The 23,736-nt window shown below is 70.9% G+C and carries 22 protein-coding genes; 11 read left to right on the forward strand and 11 right to left on the reverse strand.

Annotated features, from left to right (window positions below; genetic code table 11):
- Positions 1-206: 206 nt before the first annotated feature.
- The 4 genes from FHT37_RS16305 to purE are packed head-to-tail and all read right to left on the reverse strand — an operon-like array spanning position 207 to position 3,820.
- Entirely contained in the window at positions 207-1,145 is a 939-nt protein-coding gene (locus FHT37_RS16305; RefSeq protein ID WP_091727856.1) for an SGNH/GDSL hydrolase family protein, read from the reverse strand.
- A 22-nt stretch (positions 1,146-1,167) separates the two neighbouring features.
- Positions 1,168-2,160 carry an L-threonylcarbamoyladenylate synthase gene (locus FHT37_RS16310; RefSeq protein ID WP_183482893.1) on the reverse strand — a complete coding sequence of 331 codons (993 nt, stop codon included), beginning with the start codon at positions 2,158-2,160 and terminating at the stop codon, positions 1,168-1,170.
- 11 nt (positions 2,161-2,171) lie between these two features.
- Positions 2,172-3,332, reverse strand: coding sequence for a 5-(carboxyamino)imidazole ribonucleotide synthase (locus FHT37_RS16315; protein WP_183482895.1), 1,161 nt, complete (start codon positions 3,330-3,332; stop codon positions 2,172-2,174).
- Positions 3,332-3,820, reverse strand: coding sequence for a 5-(carboxyamino)imidazole ribonucleotide mutase (gene purE, locus FHT37_RS16320; RefSeq protein WP_091731619.1), 489 nt, complete (start codon positions 3,818-3,820; stop codon positions 3,332-3,334). Before purE ends, FHT37_RS16315 begins: the two co-directional genes overlap by 1 nt.
- A gap of 136 nt (positions 3,821-3,956) precedes the next feature.
- On the opposite strand from purE, the gene FHT37_RS16325 reads away from it, so the two are divergent.
- Complete coding sequence (locus FHT37_RS16325; protein WP_091727864.1) at positions 3,957-4,922, forward strand: tetratricopeptide repeat protein; 966 nt, start codon at positions 3,957-3,959, stop codon at positions 4,920-4,922.
- 7 nt (positions 4,923-4,929) lie between these two features.
- On the opposite strand, the gene FHT37_RS16330 is transcribed toward FHT37_RS16325, so the two are convergent.
- Positions 4,930-5,688 carry a DeoR/GlpR family DNA-binding transcription regulator gene (locus FHT37_RS16330; protein ID WP_183482897.1) on the reverse strand — a complete coding sequence of 253 codons (759 nt, stop codon included), beginning with the start codon at positions 5,686-5,688 and terminating at the stop codon, positions 4,930-4,932.
- A gap of 249 nt (positions 5,689-5,937) precedes the next feature.
- On the opposite strand from FHT37_RS16330, the gene FHT37_RS16335 reads away from it, so the two are divergent.
- The 7 genes from FHT37_RS16335 to FHT37_RS16365 are packed head-to-tail and all read left to right on the forward strand — an operon-like array spanning position 5,938 to position 14,174.
- Positions 5,938-8,217, forward strand: a complete 2,280-nt coding sequence (locus tag FHT37_RS16335) for a TonB-dependent receptor (protein ID WP_183482899.1) — start codon at positions 5,938-5,940, stop codon at positions 8,215-8,217.
- Positions 8,218-8,221: 4 nt separating this feature from the next.
- Positions 8,222-9,472: an alkaline phosphatase D family protein gene (locus FHT37_RS16340; RefSeq protein ID WP_183482901.1), complete on the forward strand. Its 1,251-nt coding sequence runs from the start codon at positions 8,222-8,224 to the stop codon at positions 9,470-9,472.
- The gene (locus tag FHT37_RS16345; RefSeq protein WP_255489708.1) at positions 9,469-10,551 is read left to right on the forward strand and encodes an ABC transporter substrate-binding protein; all 1,083 of its coding nucleotides are present in this window, start codon (positions 9,469-9,471) and stop codon (positions 10,549-10,551) included. The genes FHT37_RS16340 and FHT37_RS16345 overlap by 4 nt, the downstream gene beginning before the upstream one ends.
- Positions 10,548-11,408: an alkaline phosphatase family protein gene (locus tag FHT37_RS16350; RefSeq protein ID WP_183482903.1), complete on the forward strand. Its 861-nt coding sequence runs from the start codon at positions 10,548-10,550 to the stop codon at positions 11,406-11,408. Before FHT37_RS16345 ends, FHT37_RS16350 begins: the two co-directional genes overlap by 4 nt.
- Positions 11,405-12,274 (forward strand): ABC transporter permease, encoded by an 870-nt coding sequence (locus tag FHT37_RS16355; protein WP_183482905.1) that lies wholly within the window; start codon positions 11,405-11,407, stop codon positions 12,272-12,274. The genes FHT37_RS16350 and FHT37_RS16355 overlap by 4 nt, the downstream gene beginning before the upstream one ends.
- A complete protein-coding gene (locus tag FHT37_RS16360; protein ID WP_183482907.1) occupies positions 12,271-13,152 on the forward strand; it encodes an ABC transporter permease subunit in 882 nt (293 codons plus the stop codon). The genes FHT37_RS16355 and FHT37_RS16360 overlap by 4 nt, the downstream gene beginning before the upstream one ends.
- Positions 13,152-14,174 (forward strand): ABC transporter ATP-binding protein, encoded by a 1,023-nt coding sequence (locus tag FHT37_RS16365; RefSeq protein WP_183482909.1) that lies wholly within the window; start codon positions 13,152-13,154, stop codon positions 14,172-14,174. The genes FHT37_RS16360 and FHT37_RS16365 overlap by 1 nt, the downstream gene beginning before the upstream one ends.
- A gap of 93 nt (positions 14,175-14,267) precedes the next feature.
- Here FHT37_RS16365 and FHT37_RS16370 read toward each other — a convergent pair whose 3' ends face one another.
- Positions 14,268-14,429, reverse strand: a complete 162-nt coding sequence (locus tag FHT37_RS16370; protein WP_183482911.1) for a hypothetical protein — start codon at positions 14,427-14,429, stop codon at positions 14,268-14,270.
- Between the two features lie 345 nt (positions 14,430-14,774).
- Between FHT37_RS16370 and FHT37_RS16375 the strand changes: the two genes are divergently transcribed.
- Positions 14,775-16,568: a glycoside hydrolase family 15 protein gene (locus tag FHT37_RS16375; RefSeq protein WP_183482913.1), complete on the forward strand. Its 1,794-nt coding sequence runs from the start codon at positions 14,775-14,777 to the stop codon at positions 16,566-16,568.
- A gap of 21 nt (positions 16,569-16,589) precedes the next feature.
- Here the strand turns inward: FHT37_RS16375 and FHT37_RS16380 are convergent, their stop codons facing one another.
- Positions 16,590-17,417, reverse strand: a complete 828-nt coding sequence (locus tag FHT37_RS16380; protein ID WP_183482915.1) for a ferritin-like domain-containing protein — start codon at positions 17,415-17,417, stop codon at positions 16,590-16,592.
- A 299-nt stretch (positions 17,418-17,716) separates the two neighbouring features.
- On the opposite strand from FHT37_RS16380, the gene FHT37_RS16385 reads away from it, so the two are divergent.
- Complete coding sequence (locus FHT37_RS16385; RefSeq protein WP_255489710.1) at positions 17,717-18,637, forward strand: PHB depolymerase family esterase; 921 nt, start codon at positions 17,717-17,719, stop codon at positions 18,635-18,637.
- On the opposite strand, the gene FHT37_RS16390 is transcribed toward FHT37_RS16385, so the two are convergent.
- The 4 genes from FHT37_RS16390 to fba all read right to left on the reverse strand — a co-directional run bounded on the left by FHT37_RS16390 (position 18,627) and on the right by fba (position 22,342).
- The gene (locus FHT37_RS16390; RefSeq protein WP_091727907.1) at positions 18,627-19,763 is read right to left on the reverse strand and encodes a hypothetical protein; all 1,137 of its coding nucleotides are present in this window, start codon (positions 19,761-19,763) and stop codon (positions 18,627-18,629) included. The two genes, FHT37_RS16385 and FHT37_RS16390, sit on opposite strands and share 11 nt — an antisense overlap.
- 7 nt (positions 19,764-19,770) lie before the next feature.
- Complete coding sequence (locus tag FHT37_RS16395; RefSeq protein WP_183482919.1) at positions 19,771-20,667, reverse strand: phosphoribosylaminoimidazolesuccinocarboxamide synthase; 897 nt, start codon at positions 20,665-20,667, stop codon at positions 19,771-19,773.
- 127 nt (positions 20,668-20,794) lie between these two features.
- Complete coding sequence (locus FHT37_RS16400; RefSeq protein WP_147242287.1) at positions 20,795-21,220, reverse strand: gamma-glutamylcyclotransferase family protein; 426 nt, start codon at positions 21,218-21,220, stop codon at positions 20,795-20,797.
- A gap of 57 nt (positions 21,221-21,277) precedes the next feature.
- The gene (fba, locus tag FHT37_RS16405; protein WP_091727920.1) at positions 21,278-22,342 is read right to left on the reverse strand and encodes a class II fructose-bisphosphate aldolase; all 1,065 of its coding nucleotides are present in this window, start codon (positions 22,340-22,342) and stop codon (positions 21,278-21,280) included.
- A gap of 370 nt (positions 22,343-22,712) precedes the next feature.
- On the opposite strand from fba, the gene FHT37_RS16410 reads away from it, so the two are divergent.
- Positions 22,713-23,732 carry an STAS-like domain-containing protein gene (locus FHT37_RS16410; protein WP_091727924.1) on the forward strand — a complete coding sequence of 340 codons (1,020 nt, stop codon included), beginning with the start codon at positions 22,713-22,715 and terminating at the stop codon, positions 23,730-23,732.
- Positions 23,733-23,736: the final 4 nt, after the last annotated feature.

Below are 23,736 nucleotides of genomic sequence, written 5' to 3' on the forward strand. Positions count from 1 at the left end.
CGTGGGGCCAGGTCTTGAGGCGGCTGTCGACGGGTGCGTGCGCGGCGCGGTACGACGCGCCGGGGCGGATGGCCGGCATCGGAGCCGGTCGCCAGCGGCGCCCTGGCCGAGGGTCACCCGGCGCTCCGCGCGAATCGCGCGTCAGGGCCGGGTGAACGTGGCGTGAAGCGTGGAAAGCGCCGGCATCCCGCCGGCGCGGCACGGCGTCAGAACGGGTTGTTCGACGCGCGCGTGGCGGCCTGCGAGCCCATCTGCGAATGCATCAGCGGCCCGATCAGCCGGTCGCTCGCCCACATGTGGGACGTGGCCGTGGCGTTGGCGACCAGCGTCTTGTCGGTGCACACCGGCGGCAGCGAGGTCGCCAGGCAGGCGGCGTCGGTCGAGTTGGACGCACCGTAGATCGACGGGAACCGGCTCATCGTGCCCATCAGCTCGTCGGTCAGGATGAGGCCGATGTAGTGCCCGTCGTTGCGGATCTTCAGGCGCAGGCCGGCGTTGAAGCGGCGCGAGAGCTCGGTCAGCAGCGCGGCGCGGTCGGTGTCGGCGTTGGCGGCCTTCTCCTTGAGCGCGAACGGCGACAGCCCCATGTCCTGCGTGGTCGACAGGATGATGCGGCCGTTGGCGTCGACGATGCGGTTGACCTGCGCGGCCAGTTGCTCGCCACGGGCCTGCGCCGCGTTGCCCAGCGTGCCAGCGTCCTGCGCCGGGTACTGCGCGTAGAGCTCCAGCACGTCGTTGGCGCCGGCCAGCACGGTCACCAGGTCCTTGCTGTTGAAGCCATCGAGCGCGAACTGGCGATCGATCTGCGCGGCGACGTCGGCGACCTTGGCGCCCGCCGCGGCATACATGCGGCCGGTCGGCGTGGCGAGCTTGTCGGCGTTGCACTCGCCGAACACCAGGCCGAAGAAGGTGGCCAGCGACTGGGTCCAGACCGGATTCAGGCCGCAGGTGACTGCGCCGGTGGTCGTGTCGGTGCCGTTGATGGAGTACTTGCTGCCATCGCTGCGCAGCGCGCTGGCCTCGTCACCGAAGGCAATGATCCGCGTCGGACGGAAGGGGTCGATCTGCTGGCCGCCGCCGCCGCAGGCCGCCAGCATCGCGGTCGCACCCAGCAGCACGGCCAGGTGGCGCTTCAGACTCTTCATGAACTCTCCAAATCTCGAAAACTCAGCGGGGCGAAAAAGCCGCCGCCGCGCGGGACAAGCGGTCCCGCACCCCATCCCAGGCAGCCTCCTGCGGAGGCGCCTCGATCCAGATCTCGGTCGCGCCGGCCGCGTCCAGCTCGCGCAGGACGGCGAACAGCTGCCGCGCCGCGGCCCGCGCCTGCGCGGGCATCGCCCGCTGCAGCGCCGGCGCCACGTCCGTCCCTGCGAAGGACGTTCGGGAATATACCGCCAGCCCTGCCGGACACCCGCCCGCCAGCGCGTCGCGCAGCGCGTCGGTCGACATCAGCCGCACCGTCGCGCGCGGCGCATAGTGCGCCGCGAGTGTGCCCGAGGCCCGCGGCGCCTGGGCGTCGGGGGCGTGTAAAGCCATGCCGGCCGCGGCCTCCAGCTGCGCCGGCGTCAGCACGCCGGGCCGCAGCAGCACCAGGCCGCCGCGGCTGACGTCGACGATGGTCGATTCGATGCCGACCTCGCAGGGCCCGCCGTCGAGCACGGTCAGGCCCGGCTCGAATTCACCGGCGACATGCGCGGCGGTGGTGGGGCTGACGCGGCCGAAGCGGTTGGCGCTGGGCGCGGCCAGGCCTTCGACGCCCAGGGCGCGGCACTGCGCCATCAGCGCGCGGAAGACCGGATGCGACGGGCAGCGCAGCCCGACCGACTCCTGCCCGCCGGCCGCCGCCGCGGCGATGCCGGGGACACGCCGCACGATCAGCGTCAGCGGACCGGGCCAGAAGGCCTCGATCAGCCGGTGCGCGACCGGCGGCAGGTCCTGCGCGAACACGCGCGCGCCCTGCTCGTCGAGCACATGGACGATCAGCGGATGGTCGCTGGGACGGCCCTTGGCCGCGAAGATCTTCGCCACCGCGTCGTCGCGGTCGGCGCGCGCGGCCAGGCCGTAGACGGTCTCGGTCGGCACGCCGGCCAGCTCGCCGGCGGCGAGCACCCGCGCCGTCTCGCGCACCGCCTCGGGCGACTGGCCGTCGAGCACCGTCACGCCCGCCTCCGTCACCACGTGTCCGGCAGGCCGAGGAGCGCGCAGGCGCGGCGCGCGTACTCGCGCGCTTCCTCGGCGGTGGCGCCGATCACGTTCAGGTGGCCCATCTTGCGGCCCGGGCGCGCCTGCGCCTTGCCGTACAGGTGCAGCTCGGCGCCGGGCAGCGCCAGCACGCCGGCCCAGTCGGGCGCGCGCTCACGGCCGGTGGCGTCGAACCACAGGTCGCCCAGCAGGTTCAGCATGACCACCGGCGAATGCAGGCGCGGCTCGCGCAGCGGCAGCCCGGCCATCGCGCGGACCTGCATCTCGAACTGCGACAGGTCGCAGGCGTTCATCGTGTAATGGCCGGAGTTGTGCGGCCGCGGCGCCATCTCGTTGACCACCAGGCGACCGTCCTTCAAGACGAAGAACTCGACGCACAGCACGCCGACGTAGCCCATGCCGGCGGCGATCGCGGCGGCGGAACGGCGTGCCTGCGTCTGCAGCGCGGCATCGACGTCCGGCGCCGGCACCTCGGTGACCGCCAGGATGCCGTCGCGGTGCAAGTTCTGCTGGACCGGATAGGTGACGACCTCGCCGCCCGCGCCGCGCACGACCAGCACGCTCAGCTCCAGCGCCAGCGGCAGCATCTGCTCGAGCACGCAGTCGACGCGGCCGAGCTCGTCGAAGGCGGCGGCCAGTTGCGCGCGGTCGGCCACGCGGCGCTGGCCCTTGCCGTCGTAGCCCAGGCGGGCGGTCTTCAGGATGCCCGGCAGCAGCGCGTCCGGCACGGCGGCCAGGTCGGCCGGCGCGCGCAGCACCGCATAGGGCGCACAGGCGACGCCGCTGGCGTCGAAGTGGGCCTTCTCGCGCGCCCGGTCCTGGCAGATCGCCACCGCCGCAGCGCCCGGCGCGACCACGCGGGTGCGCGCCAGCTGTTCCAGCGCGCGGGCCGGGACGTTCTCGAATTCCGTGGTGATCGCGTCGCAGCGGCGGGCCAGTTCCTCGAGCGCGGCGGCATCGAGGTAGTCCGCCTTCAGATGGTCCTGCGCGACCGCGCCGGCGGGGCTGGCCGCGTCCGGGTCCAGCACGACGCAGCGGTAGCCCAGCGCCTGCGCGGCATGGACGAACATGCGGCCCAGCTGGCCGCCTCCCAGCACGCCCAGCGTGGCGGCGCCCGGCAGCAGCGGCATCAGCGCAGCTCCTCGGTCATCGCGGTCGCGGCGGCGGTCTGCCGCTGGCGGAACGCGTCGAGCCGGTCGCGCAGCGCGGGATTGTCCCGGGCCAGCACGGCCACGGCGAACAGGGCCGCGTTGCCCGCGCCCGCGGTGCCGATCGCGAAGGTCGCCACCGGGATGCCCTTGGGCATCTGCACGATCGAGTGCAGCGAGTCCACGCCCTGCAGGTGGCGGCTCGCCACCGGCACGCCCAGCACCGGCACCAGCGTCTTGGCCGCCAGCATGCCCGGCAGGTGGGCGGCGCCGCCGGCGCCCGCGATGATGGCCTTCAGGCCGCGGGCCTCGGCCTGTTCGGCGTAGCGGAACATCTCGTCGGGCATGCGATGGGCCGAAACCACCCGCGCCTCGAACGGCACGCCGAACTCGGTGAGAATGTCGGCGGCGTGTTTCATGGTCTCCCAGTCACTGCTGGAGCCCATGACCACGCCGATGACGGGGGCGATGTCGGGAGTGGTGGCGCTGCTCACGGGTCGGTCCTCGATCTGTCAAATCGTGAAACCTTGAATTGTAGGCGGGCAGCCTCAGGTGCCGTTCTTGCCGCCTGGCGAGCGTCGCCGGCCTGTTCCGTTCTCCCCCACCATGACCGACATCACCCTCCAAAACTTCGAAGCCGACCTGCTGCAGGCGTCCATGCAGCAACCGGTGCTGCTGGACATCTGGGCGCCGTGGTGCGGCCCCTGCCGCACGCTCGGCCCGATGCTGGAGAAGCTGGAGGTGGCCTATGCCGGCCGCTGGAAGCTGGCCAAGCTCAACAGCGACGACCAGCCCGAGATCGCGACGCAGCTGAGCCAGGCCTTCGGCGTGCGCTCGATCCCGTTCTGCGTGATGTTCGTCGGCGGCCAGCCGGTGGACGGTTTCGTCGGCGCGATCCCCGAGGCGCAGATCCGCGAGTTCCTGGACCGCCACGTGCCCACCGGCGAAGCGCTCGAGGCCGAGGAGGACCTGGCCGAGGCGCAGGCGCTGCTGGAGGAAGGCGATGCCGACGGCGCGCTGCAGAAGCTGCAGGCGGCGGTGCAGGCCGATCCCTCGAACGAGGTGGCGCGTTTCGACCTGATCCGCGCGCTGCTCGAGGACGACCAGCTGGAGCACGCCAAGGCCGCCTTCGCGCCGGTGGCGCACCTGGCCGCGGACACGATCACCCCGCATGCGCGCTTCCAGGCGCTGGCCGCCTGGATCGCGGCGGCGGAACGCGCCGAGCAGGGCCTGGACCCGGCGGCGCTGCAGTCGGCCATCGCCGCCAACAAGCGCGATTTCGAGGCGCGCTTCGCGCTGGCGCAGGGGCTCTTCGCCGGCCGCGACTTCACCGGCGCGATGGACGAGCTGCTGGAAATCATCATGCGCGACAAGACCTGGAACGAGCAGCTCGCGCGCAAGACCTATGTCGCGATCCTCGAGATCATGACCAAGCCCGCCCAGCCGGCGCATGGCGCCGCGGCCCCGCAGGCCGGCGCGGGCGGCCTGCAGCTGTCCGGCCCGAGCGTCGTGGCGCCGGCGGATCCGCTGGTGGACCAGTACCGCCGCAAGCTGAGCATGGCGCTGTTCTGATCACTGATCAGAACAGGACCCGCCCCACGCCCGCGCGGGCCAGCCGGTCCAGCTCCTGTGGATCGGCCTCGTTGTCGGTGACCAGCACGTCGATGTCGGCGCAGTCGCAGACTTGCATGCGGCTGCTCTGGCCGAGCTTGCTGGCATCGGCCAGCAGCACCCGCTGGCGCGCGCGCGCCAGCATCGCCTGCGCCACCGCGACCTCGGCCCACAAGTAACTCATCGCGCCCTGGCGCGCGTCGAGCGCGGTCGGCGACACCAGCGCGATGTCCACGCGATGCCGCGCGATCTCGGCCACGGTGAACCCGCCGAAGGTCGCCGAGGTCTCCGGAACGAATTCGCCGCCCAGCATCAGCACCTCGTGCCCCTGCCGGCCCGCCATCGCGTCGCACACCGCGACGGAATTCGTGATCACCCGCAGCCCTTGCGCCTGGGCCAGCGCCTGCGCCAGCGCATGGGTCGTCGAGCCCGCGTCGATGAACAGGCTCATGCCCGGCTTCACCAGCGTCACCGCCTGGCGCGCGATCGCCTGCTTCTGCCGCCGGCGCGACTGCGCCCGCTCCGCGTAGCTGGCCTCGGCCGGCACCTCGGACGGCACCGCGCCGCCGTGCACCCGCGCGAGCTTGCCGCCCTGCTCCAGCTCGATCAGGTCGCGGCGCACCGTCTCGCGCGACACGCCGAGTTCGCGCGCCGCCTCGTCCGTCGTCAGCCGGTGACGCTCGCGCAGCAGCAAGAGGATCTTGTCGTGTCGTTCCTGAGACCACATGGCTCGGTTGTTCTCCCTGATGACTGCCGCTGGCGACACCTGCCTCGCCTGGCGGCTCCCGCATTCATCCAGACCCGAGCCTCAATGTCGTGACAGTTTGAGGATTCATTTGTGATGTTGTGGATTTACAGCGGCGAGAGCGGGCAGAGCTGTGGTTTCTCGTGTTCGTCGTTGTCTTGTCGTGGACGGTTGTGACAGTGCGGGGCGTTCGATCCTCAAACCGACCCCTTCACCGCACCGAGTCCACCCATGAAGCACCCGATGCCTTGCGCCCTGGCCCTCGCGCTGAGCCTGGCCTACGCCCTTCCCGTCTCCGCCCAATCGACCGCCCCGTCCTCCGATGCCGCCGACCGCGCCGAACTGGAGCGCGTCACGGTCTCCGTCGGCCGCGGCCAGCTGCGTTCAGTGCAGAGCCTGAGCCAGGCGGAATTCGACAACGCGCCGGCCGGCACCAGCCCGCTGGCGACGGTCGCGCGCCTGCCGGGCGTGAACTTCCAGGCCGCCGACGGCCTGGGCAACTACGAGTGGTCCACGCGCTTCACCGTGCGCGGCTTCTCGCAGAACCAGCTCGGCTTCACGCTCGACGACGTGCCGCTGGGCGACATGTCCTACGGCAACTTCAACGGCCTGCACATCAGCCGCGCGATCTCGAGCGAGAACGTCGGCCGCGCCTCGCTGTCGCAGGGCGCGGGCGCGCTGGAGGCGGCGTCCTCGAGCAACCTGGGCGGCACGCTGCAGTTCTATTCGAACGACCCGACCGGCCAGTTCGGTTTCCGAGCCTCGCAGACGCTGGGCAGCGACTCGGCCACCCGCACCTTCCTGCGCGTGGACAGCGGCGCGTCCTCGCTGGGCCAGGTCTACTTGAGCTACACGAACCAGGAGGCCGACAAGTGGAAGGGTGCCGGCCAGCAGAAGCTGGAGCAGTGGAACTTCAAGTGGGTCAAGACCGTGGGCGACAGCCGCCTGTCGGCCTTCGCCAACACCTCGCGCCGCCGCGAGGTCGACTATCAGGACCTGTCGCTGGACCTGATCAAGCGCCGCGGCGACACGCTGGACAACTTCTATCCGGACTTCGCGGCCGCGGTGAACGCCGCCAACACGCTGTGCCAGCCGAGCAACTACGTCGCCGCCTGCGATGACCAGTACTACGCCGGCGCGGGCCTGCGCAACGACGAGCTGGCCGGCGCGACCGCCGACCTGCGCCTGGCCACGAACGCGACCTGGAAGACCACCGCGTACTACCACCACAACAAGGGCATGGGCCTGTGGTTCACGCCGTACACCGCGACGCCGGCGCTGAAGGATTCACAGGGCAACGACATCCCGGGCACCGGCTCGCCGATCGCCGAGCGCACCACCGAGTACGGCATCCACCGCTGGGGCGTGGTCTCCAACGCCGAGGTCGAGCTGGGCGAGCACCTGCTCAAGGTCGGCGTCTGGTTCGAGGACAACGACTTCGACCAGGCGCGCCGCTTCTACGCGGTGCGCCCGAACGCGCTGCCCAGCATCTACCAGTTCCCCAGCAACCCGATGGCCACGCAGTGGCAGTACGCGTTCAACACCAAGACCACGCAGTTCTCCCTGTCCGACACCTGGTCGGTGACCAAGGACCTGACCGTGGGCGCCGGCTTCAAGTCGCTCAAGGTCAAGATCGACGGCAACCGCGAGGTCGGCAACGACATGCCCTCGGGCTCGATCACCGCGCAGAAGAACTTCCTGCCGCAGCTGGGCATCAACTACCGCCTGTCGGCCAGCAACGAGCTCTACGGCACCATCGCCCGCAACATGCGCGCGTATCAGGGCGCGGCCACCGGCACCTCGCCGTTCGCGACCAACGCCGTCGGCTTCGACGCGATCAAGGGCAGCCTCAAGCCCGAGACCTCCGACACCATCGAGGCGGGCTGGCGCACCAGCGGCCGCGGCTACGAGGGCTCGGTCAGCGCCTATCTCGTCAACTTCAAGGACCGACTGCTGAGCGTGCAGAGCGGCTCCGGCATCCAGGGCAATCCGGTGGTGCTGTCCAATGTCGGCGACGTGCGCGCCACCGGGGTGGAAGGCGCGCTGTCCTTCCGCCTGGCGCCGACGCTCACCTGGTACAACAGCGTGAGCCTGTCCAAGTCGACCTACCGCGACGACGTCGTCAGCGGCGGCACGCCGGTGGCGATCCGCGGCAAGCGCGTGACCGACGCGCCCGACACCATGGTCAAGTCGCAGCTCGGCTACGACGACGGCGCGCTGTTCGGCAGCATCGGCGTGGACTACATGTCCAAGCGCTACTACTCGTACACCAACGACGCCTCGGTGCCGGACCGCACGCTGGTCAACGTCAGCGCCGGCTACAAGATGAAGAACGTGTCGATGCTGCGCGAGCTGAGCCTGCAGGCCAGCGTGAGCAACCTGTTCGACAAGCACTACATCTCGACGATCGGCTCCAACGGCTTCACCAACAGCGACAAGGACGGCACCTACGCCACGCTGCTGCCGGGCGCGCCGCGTCAGTTCTACGTCACGCTGACCGGCAAGTTCTGACGCCATGGCCGACCGCGAGAACGACCGCACGAGCGACCGCACGAGCGACCGCACGAACGACCGCCAGCGCGGCCGAGAGAGACGCGAGCCCGCGCTGACGCGCCGCCAGCTGCTCCTGGCGGGATCGCTGGCCACGCCGCTGGCGGTTCCGCTGGCGGGCTGCGCGGCGCCGGCCGCGGAGGGACCGTCCTCCGCGGACGTCCCGGCCGGCACGGCCGCGGCGCGGCGCTTCCGTGTCGCGTTCGGCTCCTGCGCGAAGCAGTCCAAGCCGCAGCCGATCTGGCGCGCCATCGGTGCGGCCAAGCCGGATCTCTTCCTGTTCCTCGGCGACAACCTGTATGCCGATGCGCGCGACGAGGCCACGCTGCGCCAGCGCTATGCCGAGTTCATGGCGGTGGAGCCGCTGCAGGCCTTCCGCCGCGCGACGCCGCATCTGGCGATCTGGGACGACCACGACTTCGGCGATGACGACGAGGGCGCGGATTACCCGCTCAAGCAGCTGTCGCAGCAGCTGTTCTGCGATGCCTGGGGCGAGCCGGCGGACTCGCCGCGCCGCCGCGCGGACGGCGTCTACACGAGCCAGGTGTTCGAGGCCTTCGGCCGCCGCATCCAGGTGATCCTGCCGGACCTGCGCTTCAACCGCACGATGCTGACGGCGGATCCAGCGCTGAAATCGAGCTACGCCGCGATGGTGTTGCGGGCCAAGCTCAGCGGCCAGCCGATGACGGGCTGGTACGTGCCCGATCCGCGGCCGGAGGCGACCATCCTCGGGGAGGCGCAATGGCAATGGCTGCAAGCGCAGCTGCGCGTGCCGGCGGACGTGCGGCTGATCGGGTCCAGCGTGCAGTTCGCGGCCGAGGGCAGCGGCTGGGAATGCTGGGCCAACTTCCCGCGCGAGCGGGCGCGTCTCATCGAGCTGATCCGCACGACCGGCGCCCAGGGCGTGGTGTTCCTCAGCGGCGACATGCATTACGCGGAGCTGTCCAGCGTCGAGGTCGAAGGCGGCTACCCGCTGTGGGACGCGACCTCGAGCGGCCTGACCGAGGTCTGGGACATTCCCACGCCCAACCGCAACCGCCGCTCGGCGGTGATGGCGGAAGTGAACTTCGGCATCGTGGACATCGAGCCCGTCACCGAAGGAGAGGATGATCTGCGACTTCGCCTCGCGCTGTGCGACGTGAATGGAAAGGCCAAGGTGACGAAGGACCTGCTGCTGTCGGACCTGCGTCGCCACGCCAAGGAGAAGACCGCATGACCCTGTCCCGACGCGCCCTGCTCCGGACCCTGCCCGCCCTGTGCGGGCCTTTTGCCCTGGACGCCCTGGCCCAGGGCGGCATGCCGGCGACGCCGGCGCTCGACGCGCTGATGACCGCGGCGCGCAAGGAGGGCCGCGTTCACAGCCTGGGCATGCCCGACGACTGGGCCAACTGGCGCGCCACCTGGGCCGATCTGCAGCGGCTCTACGCGCTGGCCCATGTCGACACCGACATGAGCAGCGCCGAGGAGATCGCCAAGATCGAGGCCGAGAAAGGCAACGCGAGCGCCGACATTGGCGACGTGGGCTTCGAGTTCGGCGCGATCGCGAAGGCGCGTGGCCTCACGCAGGCCTACCAGCCGACGACCTGGGCGCAGGTGCCGGACTGGGCCAAGGATCCCGAAGGCCACTGGGCGCTGGCCTACACCGGCACGATCGCGTTCGCGGTGAACCGCCGGCGGCTCAAGGACGTGCCGCGCAGCTGGCAGGCGCTGTTCGCGTCGAAGGCGCGCGTGATGATCGGCGAGGTCGGCCGCGCGGCGCAGTCCAACGCGGCGGTGCTGGCGGCGGCGGTGGCGCTGGGCGGGGACGAGACACGCCTGCAGCCGGCGCTAGCCGCCTTCGCGCAGCTGGCCAAGGACCGACGCCTGATCGGCACCAACGCCACGCCGGCGCTGATGGAGCGCGCCGAGGCCGACGTCTTCCTGCTCTGGGATTTCAACGCGCTGTCCTACCGCGCCAAGCTGCCCAACGCGGCGGACTACGAGGTGCTGATCCCCTCGGACGGCTCGGTGACCAGCGGCTACACGACGATCATCAACCGCTGGGCACCGCATCCGAACGCCGCGATGCTGGCGCGCGAGTACATCTTCAGCGACGCCGGGCAGATGAACCTGGCGCGCGGCCATGCGCGGCCGATCCGCGTCGCGCATCTGAAGCTGGCGCCGGACCTCAAGGCGCTGCTGGTGCCGGAGGCCCAGTACGCGAACGCGCGCGCGCTCAAGCCGGCGGTGTGGACCGAGGAAGTGAAGAAGCTGCCGCGCGCGTGGCAGCGCGAGGTGCTGGGAGCGGCGCGATGAGCAAGCCGGTCGGGGCCCGCGTGCCCACTGCCGCTTCACGGCGGCTGGTCGTGCTGCTGGCCGACGGCCTGCGCGCCGACACGGCGCGCGACTACATGGGTTATCTGCAGGCGCTGAACGAAGCGGGCCGCGCGCAATGGCGCTCGCTGCGCAGTGAGTTGCCCAGCCTCTCGCGCCCGCTCTACGCGACGGTGATCAACGGCGAGACGCCGCTGACGCACGGCATCCTGGGCAATGGTCAAGCGGGTCAGCGGCTGGCGCGCCACCTGTTCCATTCGCTGGACGCGCATGAGGTGCCGGCGGCCGTGGCCGCCTACCACTGGTTCTACGAGCTGCTGGCCGGCGAGGTCTTCGACCCGCTGCGCCATCGCGACGCGGTGCCCGCGGGCTGCGGCATCGCCGCCGCGCGCTGGTACTGGGAGGACGACTACCCCGACAGCCACCTGCTGGCCGACGCCGAGGCGCTGCGCCGCGCCCATCTGCCGCCGGAGGGGCCGTCCCTGCTGTTCATCCATCCGATGGGTCCGGACCTCGCGGGCCATCTGCATGGCGGCGAATCCACGCAGTATTCGATGAGCGCGCGCAAGCTCGACATGCTGCTGGCACAGTTGCTGCCGCGCTGGCACGCGGCGGGTTTCGATCTGCTGCTGACCAGCGACCACGGCATGCACGCGGACCGCATGCATGGCGGCCCGCTGCCTGTCGAGCGCGAGGTGCCGCTGGTCTGGGCGCCGCATGACGGCGCGGCCGACCTCCCGCTGCCCGAGCGGCAGACCGAGGTCGCCGGCTGGATCCTCGAGCGGCTCGGCCTGGGCGGCCGCGACGGCCGCGCGCATCGCGAGGACCCCGCCGCATGACGCTGAACGCGGGCAGCGCCTGGCGTTGCGCCTGGCCCTTGCTGCTGCTCACCGGCCTGGCGCTGGTCCTGCCCTTCGGCTGGCGCGCGGTGTCGGTGCTCGGTGCCTGCCTGGGCCGCGGCGACGGCTGCGCCCTCGGCGAGCTGACCGCCGACAGCTATTACCTCGAGGCCGCCTGGAACACCTGGTGGCTGAGCAGCGCATCTGCGTTGATCGGTTTGGTCATCGGCACGGGCGCGGCGATCGCGCTGCTGCGCCTGCCGCGGCTGGAGCGCCCCGTGACGCTGCTGGCCAGCCTGGGCTCCAACTTCTCGGGCGTGCCGCTGTCGGTGGCCTTGCTGCTGCTCTTCGGCGCGCAGGGCGTGGTGACCGGCTCGTTGCAGGCGCTGGGGCTGTCGCCCTGGATCGACCTGCAGGGACTGGGCGGGCTGCTGCTCGCCTACGTCTGCTTCCAGGCACCGCTGGCGGCCCTGCTGCTCGTCGCGCCGGTGCGGATGCTCGACGCGACATTGGCCGACGCAGCCGCCACCTTGGGCGCCAGCCCGGCGATGTACTGGCGGCGGGTCGGCCTGCCGCTGCTGCTGCCCAGCCTGGTCGAGGTCTTCGGCCTGCTCTTCGCCAACGCGGCCGCGGCCTTCGCCACGCCCTTCGCGCTCAGCGGCACGGCGGCGCATGTGCTGGCGGTGCGCATCGCCGCGCTGGTCAGCGGCGACATCTTCGCGCAGCCGGAGTTGTCCGCGCTGCTCGCGCTGCTGCTCTTCGCGATGCTGGCCGTCGTGATCGGGCTCACGCGCGGCATCGCCGCCCACCTGCGCCGCGCGCCCGGCGATCCCTCACGCCCAGCCGTGTCCGGAGGATCGGCATGAGCGCCGCGAGACCAGGGCACTCGCCGGACCGCGTGCCCTCACGCTCACGGCTGCGATCGCTTCGCCCGACCTTCCCGGGCCTCGCACTCGCGGCGCTGCTCGTCGTGGTGCTGATGCCGATCCTCGCGCTGCTGCTCTACGGCGCGAGCACGCGCTGGGATCGTCACTGGTGGCCGGAGGGGCCCACGCTGCGCTGGATGGCCGAGGCGGCTCTCGACCCTCGCGTGCAGGCCGCGCTGCTGCGGACCGCGGTGCTCGCGCTGGCCAGCGCCGCGCTCGCCCTGGTCTGCGGCGCGATGGCGACGATCCCGACGGCCATCGCCGCGCAACTCGACAAGCTCGACGCCGTCGACGGCGCCGCGCGCACGGCCCGGCTGACGCAGCTGCTGGACCTGCTCGCGCTGCTGCCCTTCGCGATCACGCCGGTGGTGATCGCGATCAGCGCGCTGGAACTGTTCGTCGGTCAATGGGGCGGCTGGCTGCCACTGCCGCTGGTGTACGTCGCGGTCGTGGCGCCAACGCTGTTTCCGCTGGTGCACAAGACCTTGCAATCGGCGCTCGCGCAGCTCCACGCCGCAGCGCTGATCGAGGCCGGCCGCACGCTCGGCGCCAGCGACGGCCACACGCTGCGCCGCGTGCTGCTGCCGATGCTGGCGCCCGCGCTGCTGGCCGCCTTCCTGCTGGCCTGGGTGACGGCCGCGATGGAATTCGCGATCGCCAACCTGCTGCTGGGCGGTCAGCTGGAACTGCTGCAGCCCCTGATGAACAGCCTGCGCAATGCCGACGGTCATCAGGCCGCGGCGCTGATGGTGATGACCTTCGCCGGCGTCGGCGCGGTCGTGGTGGCCATTTCAAGACTCTCTCGCCGATGGACCTGATGCCCCAACTTTCCATTCGTGATGCGCGCCTGGCCCTGGGCGGCCGGCCGGTGCTGCGCGGCATCGATCTGTCGCTGGCGCGCGGCGAGGTGGTCGCGCTGCTGGGCGCCTCGGGCTGCGGCAAGACGACGCTGCTGCGCGCGATCGCCGGGCTGCAGCGACTCGATGCCGGCACGCTCACGATGAGCGGGCAGCAGGTACAGTCGCTGCCGCCGCAGCAACGCGACATCGGCATGGTCTTCCAGCATTACGCGCTGTTCCCCAACCTGACGGTGCGCGAGAACATCCGCTTCGGTCCGCTCGCGCGGGGCGAGGAGCCCGCGGTGGCCGATGCCCGCGCCGAGGAACTGCTGGCGCTGGTCGAGCTCCAGGCGCTCGCCGACCGGCTGCCGCCGGCCCTGTCGGGCGGCCAGCGGCAACGCGTGGCCCTGGCGCGGGCGCTGGCGACGCAGCCCATGCTGCTGCTGATGGACGAGCCCTTCTCCGCGCTCGACGAGCATTTCCGCCTGCCGCTGCGGAGGCAGTTCCGGCAGCTGCAGCGGGCGCTCGGCCAGAGTTGCGTGATCGTGACCCACGACCGCGAGGAGGCGTTCGAGATCGCCGACCGCGTCGCGGTCATGGTCGACGGCGTCATCGCGCAATGCGCATCGCCGCGCGAGCTGCGCCGCGCGCCGGCCAACCGGCGCGTCGCCGACTTCCTCGGCCTGTTCAACCGCCTGGACGCGCGGACGCTCGATGGCGCCTGGCGGCGCGACAGCGGCCACTGGATCGCGCCGGTGGACGCGCTCATGTTGTCGGAAGCGACCAATGCCCATCCCGAGGATCCGCGCCGCGATGGGCTGCACTTGCGCGCGTCCGTGCGCGCGAGTTACCCGGGGCAGCAGCGTGTCACCTGCGAGCTCGAAGGCCCGGGCGGCCAGGGGCTGACGCTGTGGCGCCGGCATGAGGACCCCGACCTCGCGCCCGGCGGCGAAGTCCGGCTCACCATCGCCGAGGCGGCGCTGCGCTGGATCGACGACTAGTCGGCGGCGTTGGCGTCGCCCCGCAAGCGCGTGGACAGACGGCTACCCGTTGCGATTCGCACCCGCCGTCGGCCACGGACGGGCGCCTGGAGTTCAGCTTGACGGCGCCAGGTCCGCCGGAGTCCGGGCCGGTGCCAAAGCCAGCAGCTTCTCGCTCATGCGCGCAAAGCGCGCGCTCGGCAGCGCGGCGAAATCCGCCCGCGGCATCCAGAGCACGCCCTTCACTTCCGCCAATTCCGGCTGCACCGGCTGCACCGGCTGCGTGGAATCGGCCGCGAAAAGATAGATGAAGTCGTGGTGGACATGGTCGCCCTCGCCCTTCGCGGGGTTGGCGCGGATCGCGTGCGACTCGCCTCACGCTCCTGCGGATGCACCTCCAGGTAGCGGTTCAGTTGATCGAGCGCGTGGGCGCGCAGGTCCGATGCGGTCATATGGAGCGGCAAAGCGGTGCAGTGGGCAGACCCACATTCTGTTGCCATCTCGTCCCATCGCAGCGAAGCGGTTCGCCCCCGCGAGCACCCCGCCTCGGGAACGGGTTTTGCCTTGAGCCCTGACCCCGTCCCGAGCAACATCGCCAGAACGACGAAGAAGGAGGACTCGATGGACGCCGCCTCGCTCAAACTCGGTCTCGTCGGCAATTGCGCCGTCAGCGCGCTGATCGACGACCGCGCCCGCGTCGTGTGGTGCTGCGCGCCACGCTTCGACGGCGATCCGGTGTTCCACGCGCTGATCGACTCGCCCGACGGCATCGGCCTGGACGGCACCTTTCAGGTCGTGCTCGAGGACTTCGCCCGCAGCGAGCAGTCCTACGACCATGGCACCGCGGTCCTGCGCACCCGGCTGTACGACTCCCACGGCAATGCGATCGAGATCACCGATTTCATGCCGCGCTTCTTCCTCAACGACCGACCCTACCGGCCGATGATGCTGGTGCGCCGGATGCGGCCGCTGCAGGGCCATCCGCGCATCCGCGTCGTCCTGCGGCCGGTCATCCAGTGGGGCTCGGCGCATCCGGCGCGCACGCGCGGCAGCAACCACCTGCGCTTCGTCGGCCCGGAAGGCACCATCCGCCTGACCACCAACGCGCCGCTCACCTACGTCCAGGAAGAGACCGCCTTCGCGCTGGACATGCCGATGAGCTTCATCTTCGGCCCCGACGAGACGCTGGACCGCGCCGTCGAGGACACCGCGCGGCTGCTCGAGGAAAAGACCATCAGCTACTGGCGCGACTGGACGCGCCGCCTGGCCATCCCGCTGGAGTGGCAGGAAGCGGTGATCCGCGCGGCGATCACGCTCAAGATGTGCCTCTACGAGGAGACCGGCGCCATCGTCGCCGCGATGACGACCAGCGTGCCGGAGGCGCCCCACACGCAGCGCAACTGGGACTACCGCTACTGCTGGCTGCGCGATGCCTTCTTCGTCGTTCGCGCGCTCAACAGCCTGTCCGAGACCGGCACGATGGAGGACTACCTGCGCTGGATGCGCAACATCATCGGCCAGTCCCAGGACGGCCACGTGCAGCCGCTCTACGGCATCGGACTGGAGGCCAAGCTCACCGAGTACCTGGTGCCGCACCTGCGCGGCTACCGCGGCATGGGCCCGGTGCGCGCGGGCAACCAGGCCTTCGAGCACTTCCAGCACGACGTCTACGGCAACATCGTGCTGGGCTCGGCGCAGGCCTTCTTCGATCACCGGCTGCACCAGCGCGCCGGCATCGACGAGTTCGCGCTGCTGGAGCGCGCCGGCGAGCAGGCTTTCGCGATCCACGACAAGCCCGACGCCAGCATGTGGGAGCTGCGCACGCGCGCCCGGGTCCACACCTCGTCGGTGCTGATGAACTGGGCCGCCTGCGATCGCCTGGCCAAGATCGCGCGGGTGCTCGGCCTGCCGCAGCGCGTGGCGCTCTGGCAGGAGCGGGCCGACCTGATCAAGCGCAAGATCCTGGACCACGCCTGGAGCGAGCACCGACAGGCCTTCGTCGAGAGCTTCGGCGGCAAGGACCTGGACGCCAGCGTGCTGCTGATGACGGAGGTGGGCTTCATCGACCCGCGCGATCCGCGCTTCGTGAAGACCGTCGATGCGCTCGAGGCCACGCTGTGCGATGGTCCCTACATGCGCCGCTACGAGGCGCCCGACGATTTCGGCAAGCCCGAGACCTCGTTCAACATCTGCGCGTTCTGGCGCATCGACGCCCTCGCCCGCATCGGCCGCTACGGCCAGGCGCGCGAGCTCTTCGAAGCGCTGCTCGCCTCGCGCAACCACCTCGGCCTGCTGTCCGAGGACACCCATCCGGTCACCGGCGAGCTGTGGGGCAACTTCCCGCAGACCTACTCGATGGTGGGGATCATCAATGGCGCGATGCGGCTCTCGCGGCCGTGGGATTCGGAGATCTGAATCGCGCGACGCGACGCCGCCTCAGGTCAGCAGCACGCGCCGCCCGAGCGCGGCGAGCGGCCGCTCCACCGCGCGCTGCAGCGCCGGTCCCAGCATCAGCGGCTTGAGCGTCATGCGCACCGCGAGGTCCATCGGCAGGTGCGCGCCGACCAGTGCGATCGCCTCGCGCGCGAGCGCATCGGCCTGCGCGATCGGCGCCGGGCCGCCATCCGGCGCGCCGCTGCGCAGGCGCCCGTTCACCGCGTGCCGCAGCGCGATCGACGCGTCCTCCTTGCGCAGCTCGAGCGCGCGCCGCACCAGCGCGGTGAGCACGCGGCCGCGATGCAGGCCCTCGATCCCGCGGTATTTCATGAAGTAGGACAGGAAATGCTTGTAATGCCGCACCTCGTCGCAGCGGATGCGCCAGAACAGGTCGCGCAGCACCGGCTCGTCGCAGGCCTCGTGCAGCGCCTGGTAATACGTCGTCGTTCCCATCTCGACGATGCAGCGCGCCACCATCTCCTGGCCGCGCGTCGGCTCCAGTTGGTCCATCGTGCACAGCCGCGAATACTCCTCGAAGAAGGCGGCGTAGGCGCTCGCCCAGTCGAAGCCCGGCCACACCGCCTCCACATAGGCCCGCAGCGCGGCGCCATGCTGCAGCTCCTCCGGCTCCCAGTGGTCGCGCAGCCAGGCGGCGACCTCGGGGTCATCGTCGAAACGCTCGATCAGGTTGCGGGTGTAGGTGTCGCTGCCGCTCTCGATGAAGGAGGCGCTGCACACGAGCAGGAACAGCGCGTCGTGCTCGCGCACGAGCTTGGTGTCGATGCGGGACAGCTGGAGGTCGGAGAGCGACCAGGGCGTCGGGGACATGGTGGCGATCATGCCGCGAGTCGCGGCAATCGGTGTGCGGAGGGAGGTTCGTCGTCTGCCCCCTCGTCGGTGTCCTTCACGCGTCAAATACACGATGGACACGCGGTCGTACGCCTGCCATCAAAAGCCGTTAGGCTGGCGTGATGCCGAAACGTCCGTCCGCTGCCGCCTCCTTGCGCCGGGCCTGGCGCAAGGGCCTGAGCGCCGTCACGGGCCAGGTCTTGCGCAGCGCCCGCGACGCGGCGCACCAAGCCAGGCGCACCGGTTCCTCCGATCTGAGGCCCGACTTGGTGCACGGGATGCGCAAGACGCCGGCGCATCCCTCGCCCGGACTCGGCGACTGGGTTGCCGGGATCGCCTCGGGCCGCGCGGGCATGCGTCGATTCCGGCTCTTCCGTCCGTCGGGGGTTGCGGTGGGCGAGCGCCTGCCGCTGGTGGTGATGCTGCACGGCTGCGGGCAGGATCCCGCCGGCTTCGCGCGCAGCACGCGGATGAACCGGCTCGCCGCGCGCGAGGGCTTCCTGGTGCTTTATCCGGAACAGAGCCGCCTGGCCAACCCGCAGCGCTGCTGGAACTGGTTCGACACCGAGTCCGGTCGCGCGCAGGCGGAGGCCGCGCTGATCCTCGCCGCCGTCGATCAAGTCTGCCTGCTCCACGGCGCCGACCGCGAACGCGTCGCCCTGGTCGGACTCTCCGCGGGCGCGGGCATGGCCGCGCTGCTCGCGACGATGCACCCCTCGCGCTTCAAGGCCGTCGCGATGCATTCCGGCGTCCCGCCGGGCATGGCCACGTCGGCGACGAATGCCCTGCGCGCGATGCGCGGCTCGGCACTGCCCTCGACATCGACATCGGCATCGGCATCGGCATCGACGTCCACGTCGAATGCGACCGGCGCCTGGCCACCGCTGCTGGTGATCCACGGCACGCGGGATCGCGTGGTCGGTGCGTCGAATGCCTACGAGGCGGCGCGGCAATGGGCCGAGGCGGCAGGCGCCAAGGCGGCGCCCGCGCGCGTCGTGCAGCGCGGTCGTCGCTGGCCGATGACGGTGGTCGACTTCAAGCGCGGCCGCGCGGTCGCGGCCACGCTCGTCGAGATCGACGGCCTGGCGCATGCGTGGAGCGGCGGCGCCGCGAAGGAGCCCTTCAGCGACCCGGCCGGGCCGGACGCGACGGCGATGATCTGGCGCTTCGTCGCGAAGCGCCTGGCCCTCAAGGCGTGAGCCCGCTGGCCCCCAGCAGATCGCGCCACTGGCGCTGCTGGTCGGCGAACTGCTGCCAGGCCTCGTCGGCCAGCGCCTGGTGACGGTCGGCGTCGGCGATCTCGCCCAGCAGGCGGAAGGTCTGCGCCAGCCGGCTGTGGGTGATCGCCCGGTCGTCGAGCTCGCAATCGGGATCGAGCTCGATCTCGGCCTCGCGCGCCTGATGCAGCGCATGCTCGTGCTGGCCGAGGTTGGCCCGGCACCAGGCCAGGTCCGACAGCAGGCTGCTGCCCAGCCGCTCCAGCCCGAGCGACATCGCCTGCGGCAGGTGCTCCTCGTAGAGCTGGCGCGCCTCGTCGAAGCCGCCCTGCATCGTCAGCACCTGCGCGCGCAGCACCGGCCTGAGCTCGCCCATCATCTGCGCGCCGACGGCCTCGTCGAAGTGATGCATCGAGTCGACGGTCAACAGCAGCTCGGGCCCGCGGGCCGCATGGGCCCACAGGCTCTCGCGCCGCAGCTGCGACGCGCGCATCCCCGCCATGTTGAACATCAGCGCCGACAGCGACGCATCGTCGCCCTCCACCGCGGCATGGTGCCGCGCGCGGATGTACCAGCGCTGCGCGGACTCGACATCGCCGGCGTAGTGCCAGCCCACGCCCATCGCCATCGCCACGCGCGCCAGCGCGACGTGGTGGTCGGGTCGCGCTTCGTCGAGGCAGCGCCGCGCGTGCTCGACCAGCGCGGCCGGGTCGTGCCGGATGAAGGCCAGTTGCGCCAGCCAGGCCGCGGCCAGCACGCGCACCTCGACCAGCGCGGGCGCGCTGCCGGCGATCGCCTGCGCGCGCTGGATGCGGTCCCAGGCCTGCTGCGCGACGAAGCCGTTGTAGTAGCTCATCAGGCCTTCGGCCATGTGCAGCCAGGCGCCGATCTCCGGATGCGGATGCTGGAAAGAGAGTTGGTGCAGCGCGGTCAGCGCCTCGCGGGCCTCGCCCACCGCGCCGTGCCGCGCCAGCAGCATCGCGCGCTTGGCCCGCGCACCGGCGGAGGCCATCGGCGACGCGGCGGCGGCGATCTCCTTCTCGAGCTGCTTGAGCAGACGCGACTTGATCGCCGGGGAAGGCGTCGCGTCGGGCGAGGCGTCTTGCATGCCGGCCTCAGCGCGTCAGGCGGTCCAGCGCTTCCTGGTACTTCGCCGCCGTGTTGGCGATCACGTCCGCAGGCAGCGTCGGCGCCGGCGCAACCTTGCCCCAGGGCTGGCCGTCGACCGTGGCCTGCTCCAGCCAGTCGCGCAGGAACTGCTTGTCATAGCTCGGCGGATTGCTGCCGACCGCGTAGCTCTCGGCCGGCCAGTAGCGCGAGGAATCGGGCGTCAGCACCTCGTCCATCAGCGTCAGCGTGCCGTCGGCATCGAGGCCGAACTCGAACTTGGTGTCCGCGATGATGATGCCCTTGGTCAGCGCATAGTCCGCCGCGCGCTGATAGAGGCGGATGGCGATGTCGCGGACCTGCTCGGCCAGCTCGCGGCCGATGATCTGCGCGCAGCGCTCGAAGTCGATGTTCTCGTCGTGATCGCCCATCTCGGCCTTGGTGGCGGGCGTGAAGATCGGCTGCGGCAGCTTGCTGGCGTTCTGAAGGCCCGCCGGCAGTTCCACGCCGCAGACCTTGCCGCCGGCCTTGTACTCGGACCAGCCACTGCCGGCCAGGTAACCGCGCACCACCGCCTCGATCGGCAGCGGCTTCAGGCGCTTGACCAGCATCGCGCGGTCGCGCACCTGGTCCTTCTCCGCATCGCTCACCACGGACAACGGATCGTCACCGGTCAGGTGGTTGGGGACGATGCCGTCGAGCTTGTCGAACCAGAACAGCGCCATCTTGGTCAGCAGCGCGCCCTTGCCCGGGATCGGCTCGCTCATGATGACGTCGAAGGCCGAGATGCGGTCCGAGGCGATCATCAGGATGCGATCCTCGCCGACCGCGTAGTTCTCGCGCACCTTGCCGCGCGCGAGGAGGGGAAGGGAGGTGATCGACGAGGTGTGCAGGGCGGCGGTCATGGGCGTGCGGTCGGACGGAACGGCAAAGAGGGGATTCTAGAGGCGGCAGGGGAAATCCCTGCTCCAGGAGCGCCCCCGCCATCCGCTTCACGCCGCGCCGGCGCGGCGCCGGTCGCTTCCGACCGCTTCAGATCGCGTCGAACCCGACGTAGCGCGCCACGAAACGCGCCTTGCCTTCGCGCTCGAAGGCGGCCTCGTCCCAGTCACCGGCGTCGAGACGCCCCGCCAGGCCCGGCTTGAGCAGGTAAGTCCAGGCCCGCTCCCAGCGGCCATCGGCCAGGGTGACCAGCACCTCGTGGCGCTCGTACTCGTCGCCCTCGAACAGGTCGAGCCGCGCCCAGGCGGCCTCGGGCAGATCGAGGTAGAGGCGGCCGACGACCTGATGCCCATCCGCCGGCACCATCGCCGGGTAGTCCTGCCCGCGCACCGGGCGGCGCGCATGGCCAGCCAGCGTCGCAGCCTGCGGCGTCGCCAGCGGCGCGCAGGCCGGCCCGCAGACGCGGGCCATGATGTCGGGCCACATCAGCGTGCCGTAGGTGAAGAGATGGGCCATGGCATCCGGATGGGCAAGCGGACGGAAAAGGACCGGCGCGAGGCCGGTCCGGATCGATCACTGGACGACTTGCGCCAGCTCGCCGCGCGCGTAGGCGGCCGCCACCTCGGTCAGCGGACGCGGCTTGATCTTCGAGGCCTGGCCTTCGCAGCCGAATTCCAGGTAACGCGCCTTGCAGACCAGCTTGGCCGCCTCACGCGCCGGCTTGAGCCATTCGCGGGCATCGAACTTGTCCGGGTTCTCGGCCAGGAACTTGCGCACCGCGCCGGTCATCGCCAGGCGGATGTCGGTGTCGATGTTGATCTTGCGCACGCCGTGCTTGATGGCTTCCTGGATCTCCTCGACCGGCACGCCGAAGGTCTCCTTCATCTTGCCGCCGTACTGGTTGATGATCGCCAGCAGCTCCTGCGGCACGCTCGACGAGCCGTGCATCACCAGGTGGGTGTTGGGGATGCGCTTGTGGATCTCCTTGACGCGGGAGATCGCCAGGATGTCGCCGGTGGGCTTGCGCGAGAACTTGTAGGCGCCGTGGCTGGTGCCGATGGCGATGGCCAGCGCGTCCAGCTGCGTGGCCTTCACGAAGACCGCGGCTTCCTCGGGGTCGGTCAGCATCTGGCTGTGGTCCAGCTTGCCGGCGGCGCCGATGCCGTCCTCCTCGCCCGCGTCACCGGTTTCCAGGTTGCCCAGGCAGCCCAGTTCGCCCTCGACGGTGACGCCGACCTTGTGCGCCATCTCGACGACGCGGCGGGTCACGTCCACGTTGTAGTCGAAGCTGGCGGGCGTCTTGCCGTCGTCCATCAGCGAGCCGTCCATCATCACCGAGCCGAAGCCCAGGTTGATCGCGCCCTCGCAGACCTTGGGGCTGGTGCCGTGGTCCTGGTGCATCACCAGCGGGATGTGCGGGTAGGCCTCGACCGCGGCCTGGATCAGGTGCTTGATGAAGGGTTCGCCGGCGTATTTCCGGGCGCCGGCGCTGGCCTGCAGGATGACCGGGGCGCCGACCTCGTCGGCCGCGGCCATCACGGCCTGCACCTGCTCCAGGTTGTTGACGTTGAACGCTGGAATGCCGTAGCCCTGTTCGGCCGCGTGGTCCAGCAGCTGGCGCATCGAGACGAGTGCCATGAGAGTTCTCCGAGGAAGTGAAAAATCCTTGGGCCGCGGACCGGCGCCAACACCATGCCGTAACCGCGCCGTAACTTGGCGGGATTCTAGCCAGCCCCCATGACCGGCTCTGTAACCAACCTGGGGCTCCCCCCGAACTGGTGCCATACCAGCACCCGTCGGAGGGACGGCCCCGCCGGAACCCGGGCAGGCCGCCTCGCCCACTCGGACAGGGGTGAATGCGCTTGCGCGGCGGCGGAAGCGGCCGGTAGGCTCTTGCCCGGGCGGCCCGGCTCCGGTGGGAGCAAGCCTCGTGCCTTGTCCGGTCGCCACCGGCGCGGATCGCCCGCGACTTCCCTTCGCGCGACGCGTCGCGCCCGCCAGGACCTTCATGACCCGTCTCGCGATCGACCAGCTGACGCTGTGGATCACCGCCGCCGCCAACGAGCATTCGCTGGACCTGCCCGCCTACGTCGAGGAACGCACCGGCGCCAGCCATCGCGCGACGCTGGCGGCGCTGCGCCGGCTGGTCGACGCCCAGTGGCTGACCCGGTCGGGCACCACGCGCCGGCCGGTCTTCGGGCCGGGCGCGCTGCGGCAGGTGGCGCGCAGCTACACGCTGCACGGGCTGATGGAGGACGTGGTCTGGCAACGCGACTTCGCACCCCACTTCCAGCTGCCGCGGCATGTCGCGCGCATGGTCCAGCACGGCTTCACCGAGCTGGTGAACAACGCCATCGACCACAGCGGCGGCACCAGCGTCACCGTGTCGCTGCGCCAGACGCCGACCCACGCGCAGCTGCTGGTCTCCGACGACGGCTGCGGCGTCTTCGACAAGATCTGCGACACCTACGAACTGACCGACGCCCGCCACGCGATGCTGGAGCTGAGCAAAGGCCGGCTGACGACGCAGCCGCAGGCCCACACCGGACGCGGGCTGTTCTTCAGCTCGCAGCTGGCGGACGTGTTCGACATCCACGCCAACGGCAAGGCCTTCCAGCGCCGGGCCTGGGAAGGCAATGCGTGGAAGGACGGCAAGGGCCTGCCGCGCCAGGGCAGCTCGATCTACATGGCCATGGCGCTGGAAAGCACCCGCACGCTGGAACAGGTGCTGGAGCAGTGGAGCGTGGACGGCAGCGGCATTGCCTTCGACCAGACGCGGGTGATGCTCAACCTGGTCGTCGGCGCGGGGCAGATGCTGGACTCGCGGGCGCAGGCGCGTCGGGTGGCGGCGCGCCTGCCGCAGTTCAAGCGGGCGGAAGTCGATTTCGCCGGCGTCACCGATGTCGGCCATGCCTTTGCCGACGAGCTGTTCCGGGTCTTCGCGCGGGCGCACCAGGACGTGGAACTCGTGCCCCTGAACATGACGCCGCGCATCGCCGCGCTGGTGCAGGCCGCGCGCAACGCCTGAGGCC

Origin of the sequence: Mitsuaria sp. BK037, from assembly GCF_014193045.1 — a bacterium.
Lineage (GTDB): Bacteria > Pseudomonadota > Gammaproteobacteria > Burkholderiales > Burkholderiaceae_C > Roseateles.

Coding starts and splice junctions, on each gene's coding strand:
- FHT37_RS16325 (WP_091727864.1), top strand. CDS start 3,957: ATGACCGACATCACCCTCCAAAACTTCGAAGCCGACCTGCTGCAGGCG.
- FHT37_RS16410 (WP_091727924.1), top strand. CDS start 22,713: ATGACCCGTCTCGCGATCGACCAGCTGACGCTGTGGATCACCGCCGCC.
- FHT37_RS16385 (WP_255489710.1), top strand. CDS start 17,717: ATGCGCAAGACGCCGGCGCATCCCTCGCCCGGACTCGGCGACTGGGTT.
- FHT37_RS16350 (WP_183482903.1), top strand. CDS start 10,548: ATGAGCAAGCCGGTCGGGGCCCGCGTGCCCACTGCCGCTTCACGGCGG.
- FHT37_RS16330 (WP_183482897.1), bottom strand. CDS start 5,688: ATGTGGTCTCAGGAACGACACGACAAGATCCTCTTGCTGCTGCGCGAG.
- FHT37_RS16315 (WP_183482895.1), bottom strand. CDS start 3,332: ATGCCGCTGCTGCCGGGCGCCGCCACGCTGGGCGTGCTGGGAGGCGGC.
- FHT37_RS16395 (WP_183482919.1), bottom strand. CDS start 20,667: ATGACCGCCGCCCTGCACACCTCGTCGATCACCTCCCTTCCCCTCCTC.
- FHT37_RS16345 (WP_255489708.1), top strand. CDS start 9,469: ATGACCCTGTCCCGACGCGCCCTGCTCCGGACCCTGCCCGCCCTGTGC.
- FHT37_RS16400 (WP_147242287.1), bottom strand. CDS start 21,220: ATGGCCCATCTCTTCACCTACGGCACGCTGATGTGGCCCGACATCATG.
- FHT37_RS16340 (WP_183482901.1), top strand. CDS start 8,222: ATGGCCGACCGCGAGAACGACCGCACGAGCGACCGCACGAGCGACCGC.
- FHT37_RS16380 (WP_183482915.1), bottom strand. CDS start 17,417: ATGTCCCCGACGCCCTGGTCGCTCTCCGACCTCCAGCTGTCCCGCATC.
- FHT37_RS16390 (WP_091727907.1), bottom strand. CDS start 19,763: ATGCAAGACGCCTCGCCCGACGCGACGCCTTCCCCGGCGATCAAGTCG.
- FHT37_RS16360 (WP_183482907.1), top strand. CDS start 12,271: ATGAGCGCCGCGAGACCAGGGCACTCGCCGGACCGCGTGCCCTCACGC.
- FHT37_RS16355 (WP_183482905.1), top strand. CDS start 11,405: ATGACGCTGAACGCGGGCAGCGCCTGGCGTTGCGCCTGGCCCTTGCTG.
- fba (WP_091727920.1), bottom strand. CDS start 22,342: ATGGCACTCGTCTCGATGCGCCAGCTGCTGGACCACGCGGCCGAACAG.
- FHT37_RS16375 (WP_183482913.1), top strand. CDS start 14,775: ATGGACGCCGCCTCGCTCAAACTCGGTCTCGTCGGCAATTGCGCCGTC.
- FHT37_RS16335 (WP_183482899.1), top strand. CDS start 5,938: ATGAAGCACCCGATGCCTTGCGCCCTGGCCCTCGCGCTGAGCCTGGCC.
- FHT37_RS16365 (WP_183482909.1), top strand. CDS start 13,152: ATGCCCCAACTTTCCATTCGTGATGCGCGCCTGGCCCTGGGCGGCCGG.
- FHT37_RS16305 (WP_091727856.1), bottom strand. CDS start 1,145: ATGAAGAGTCTGAAGCGCCACCTGGCCGTGCTGCTGGGTGCGACCGCG.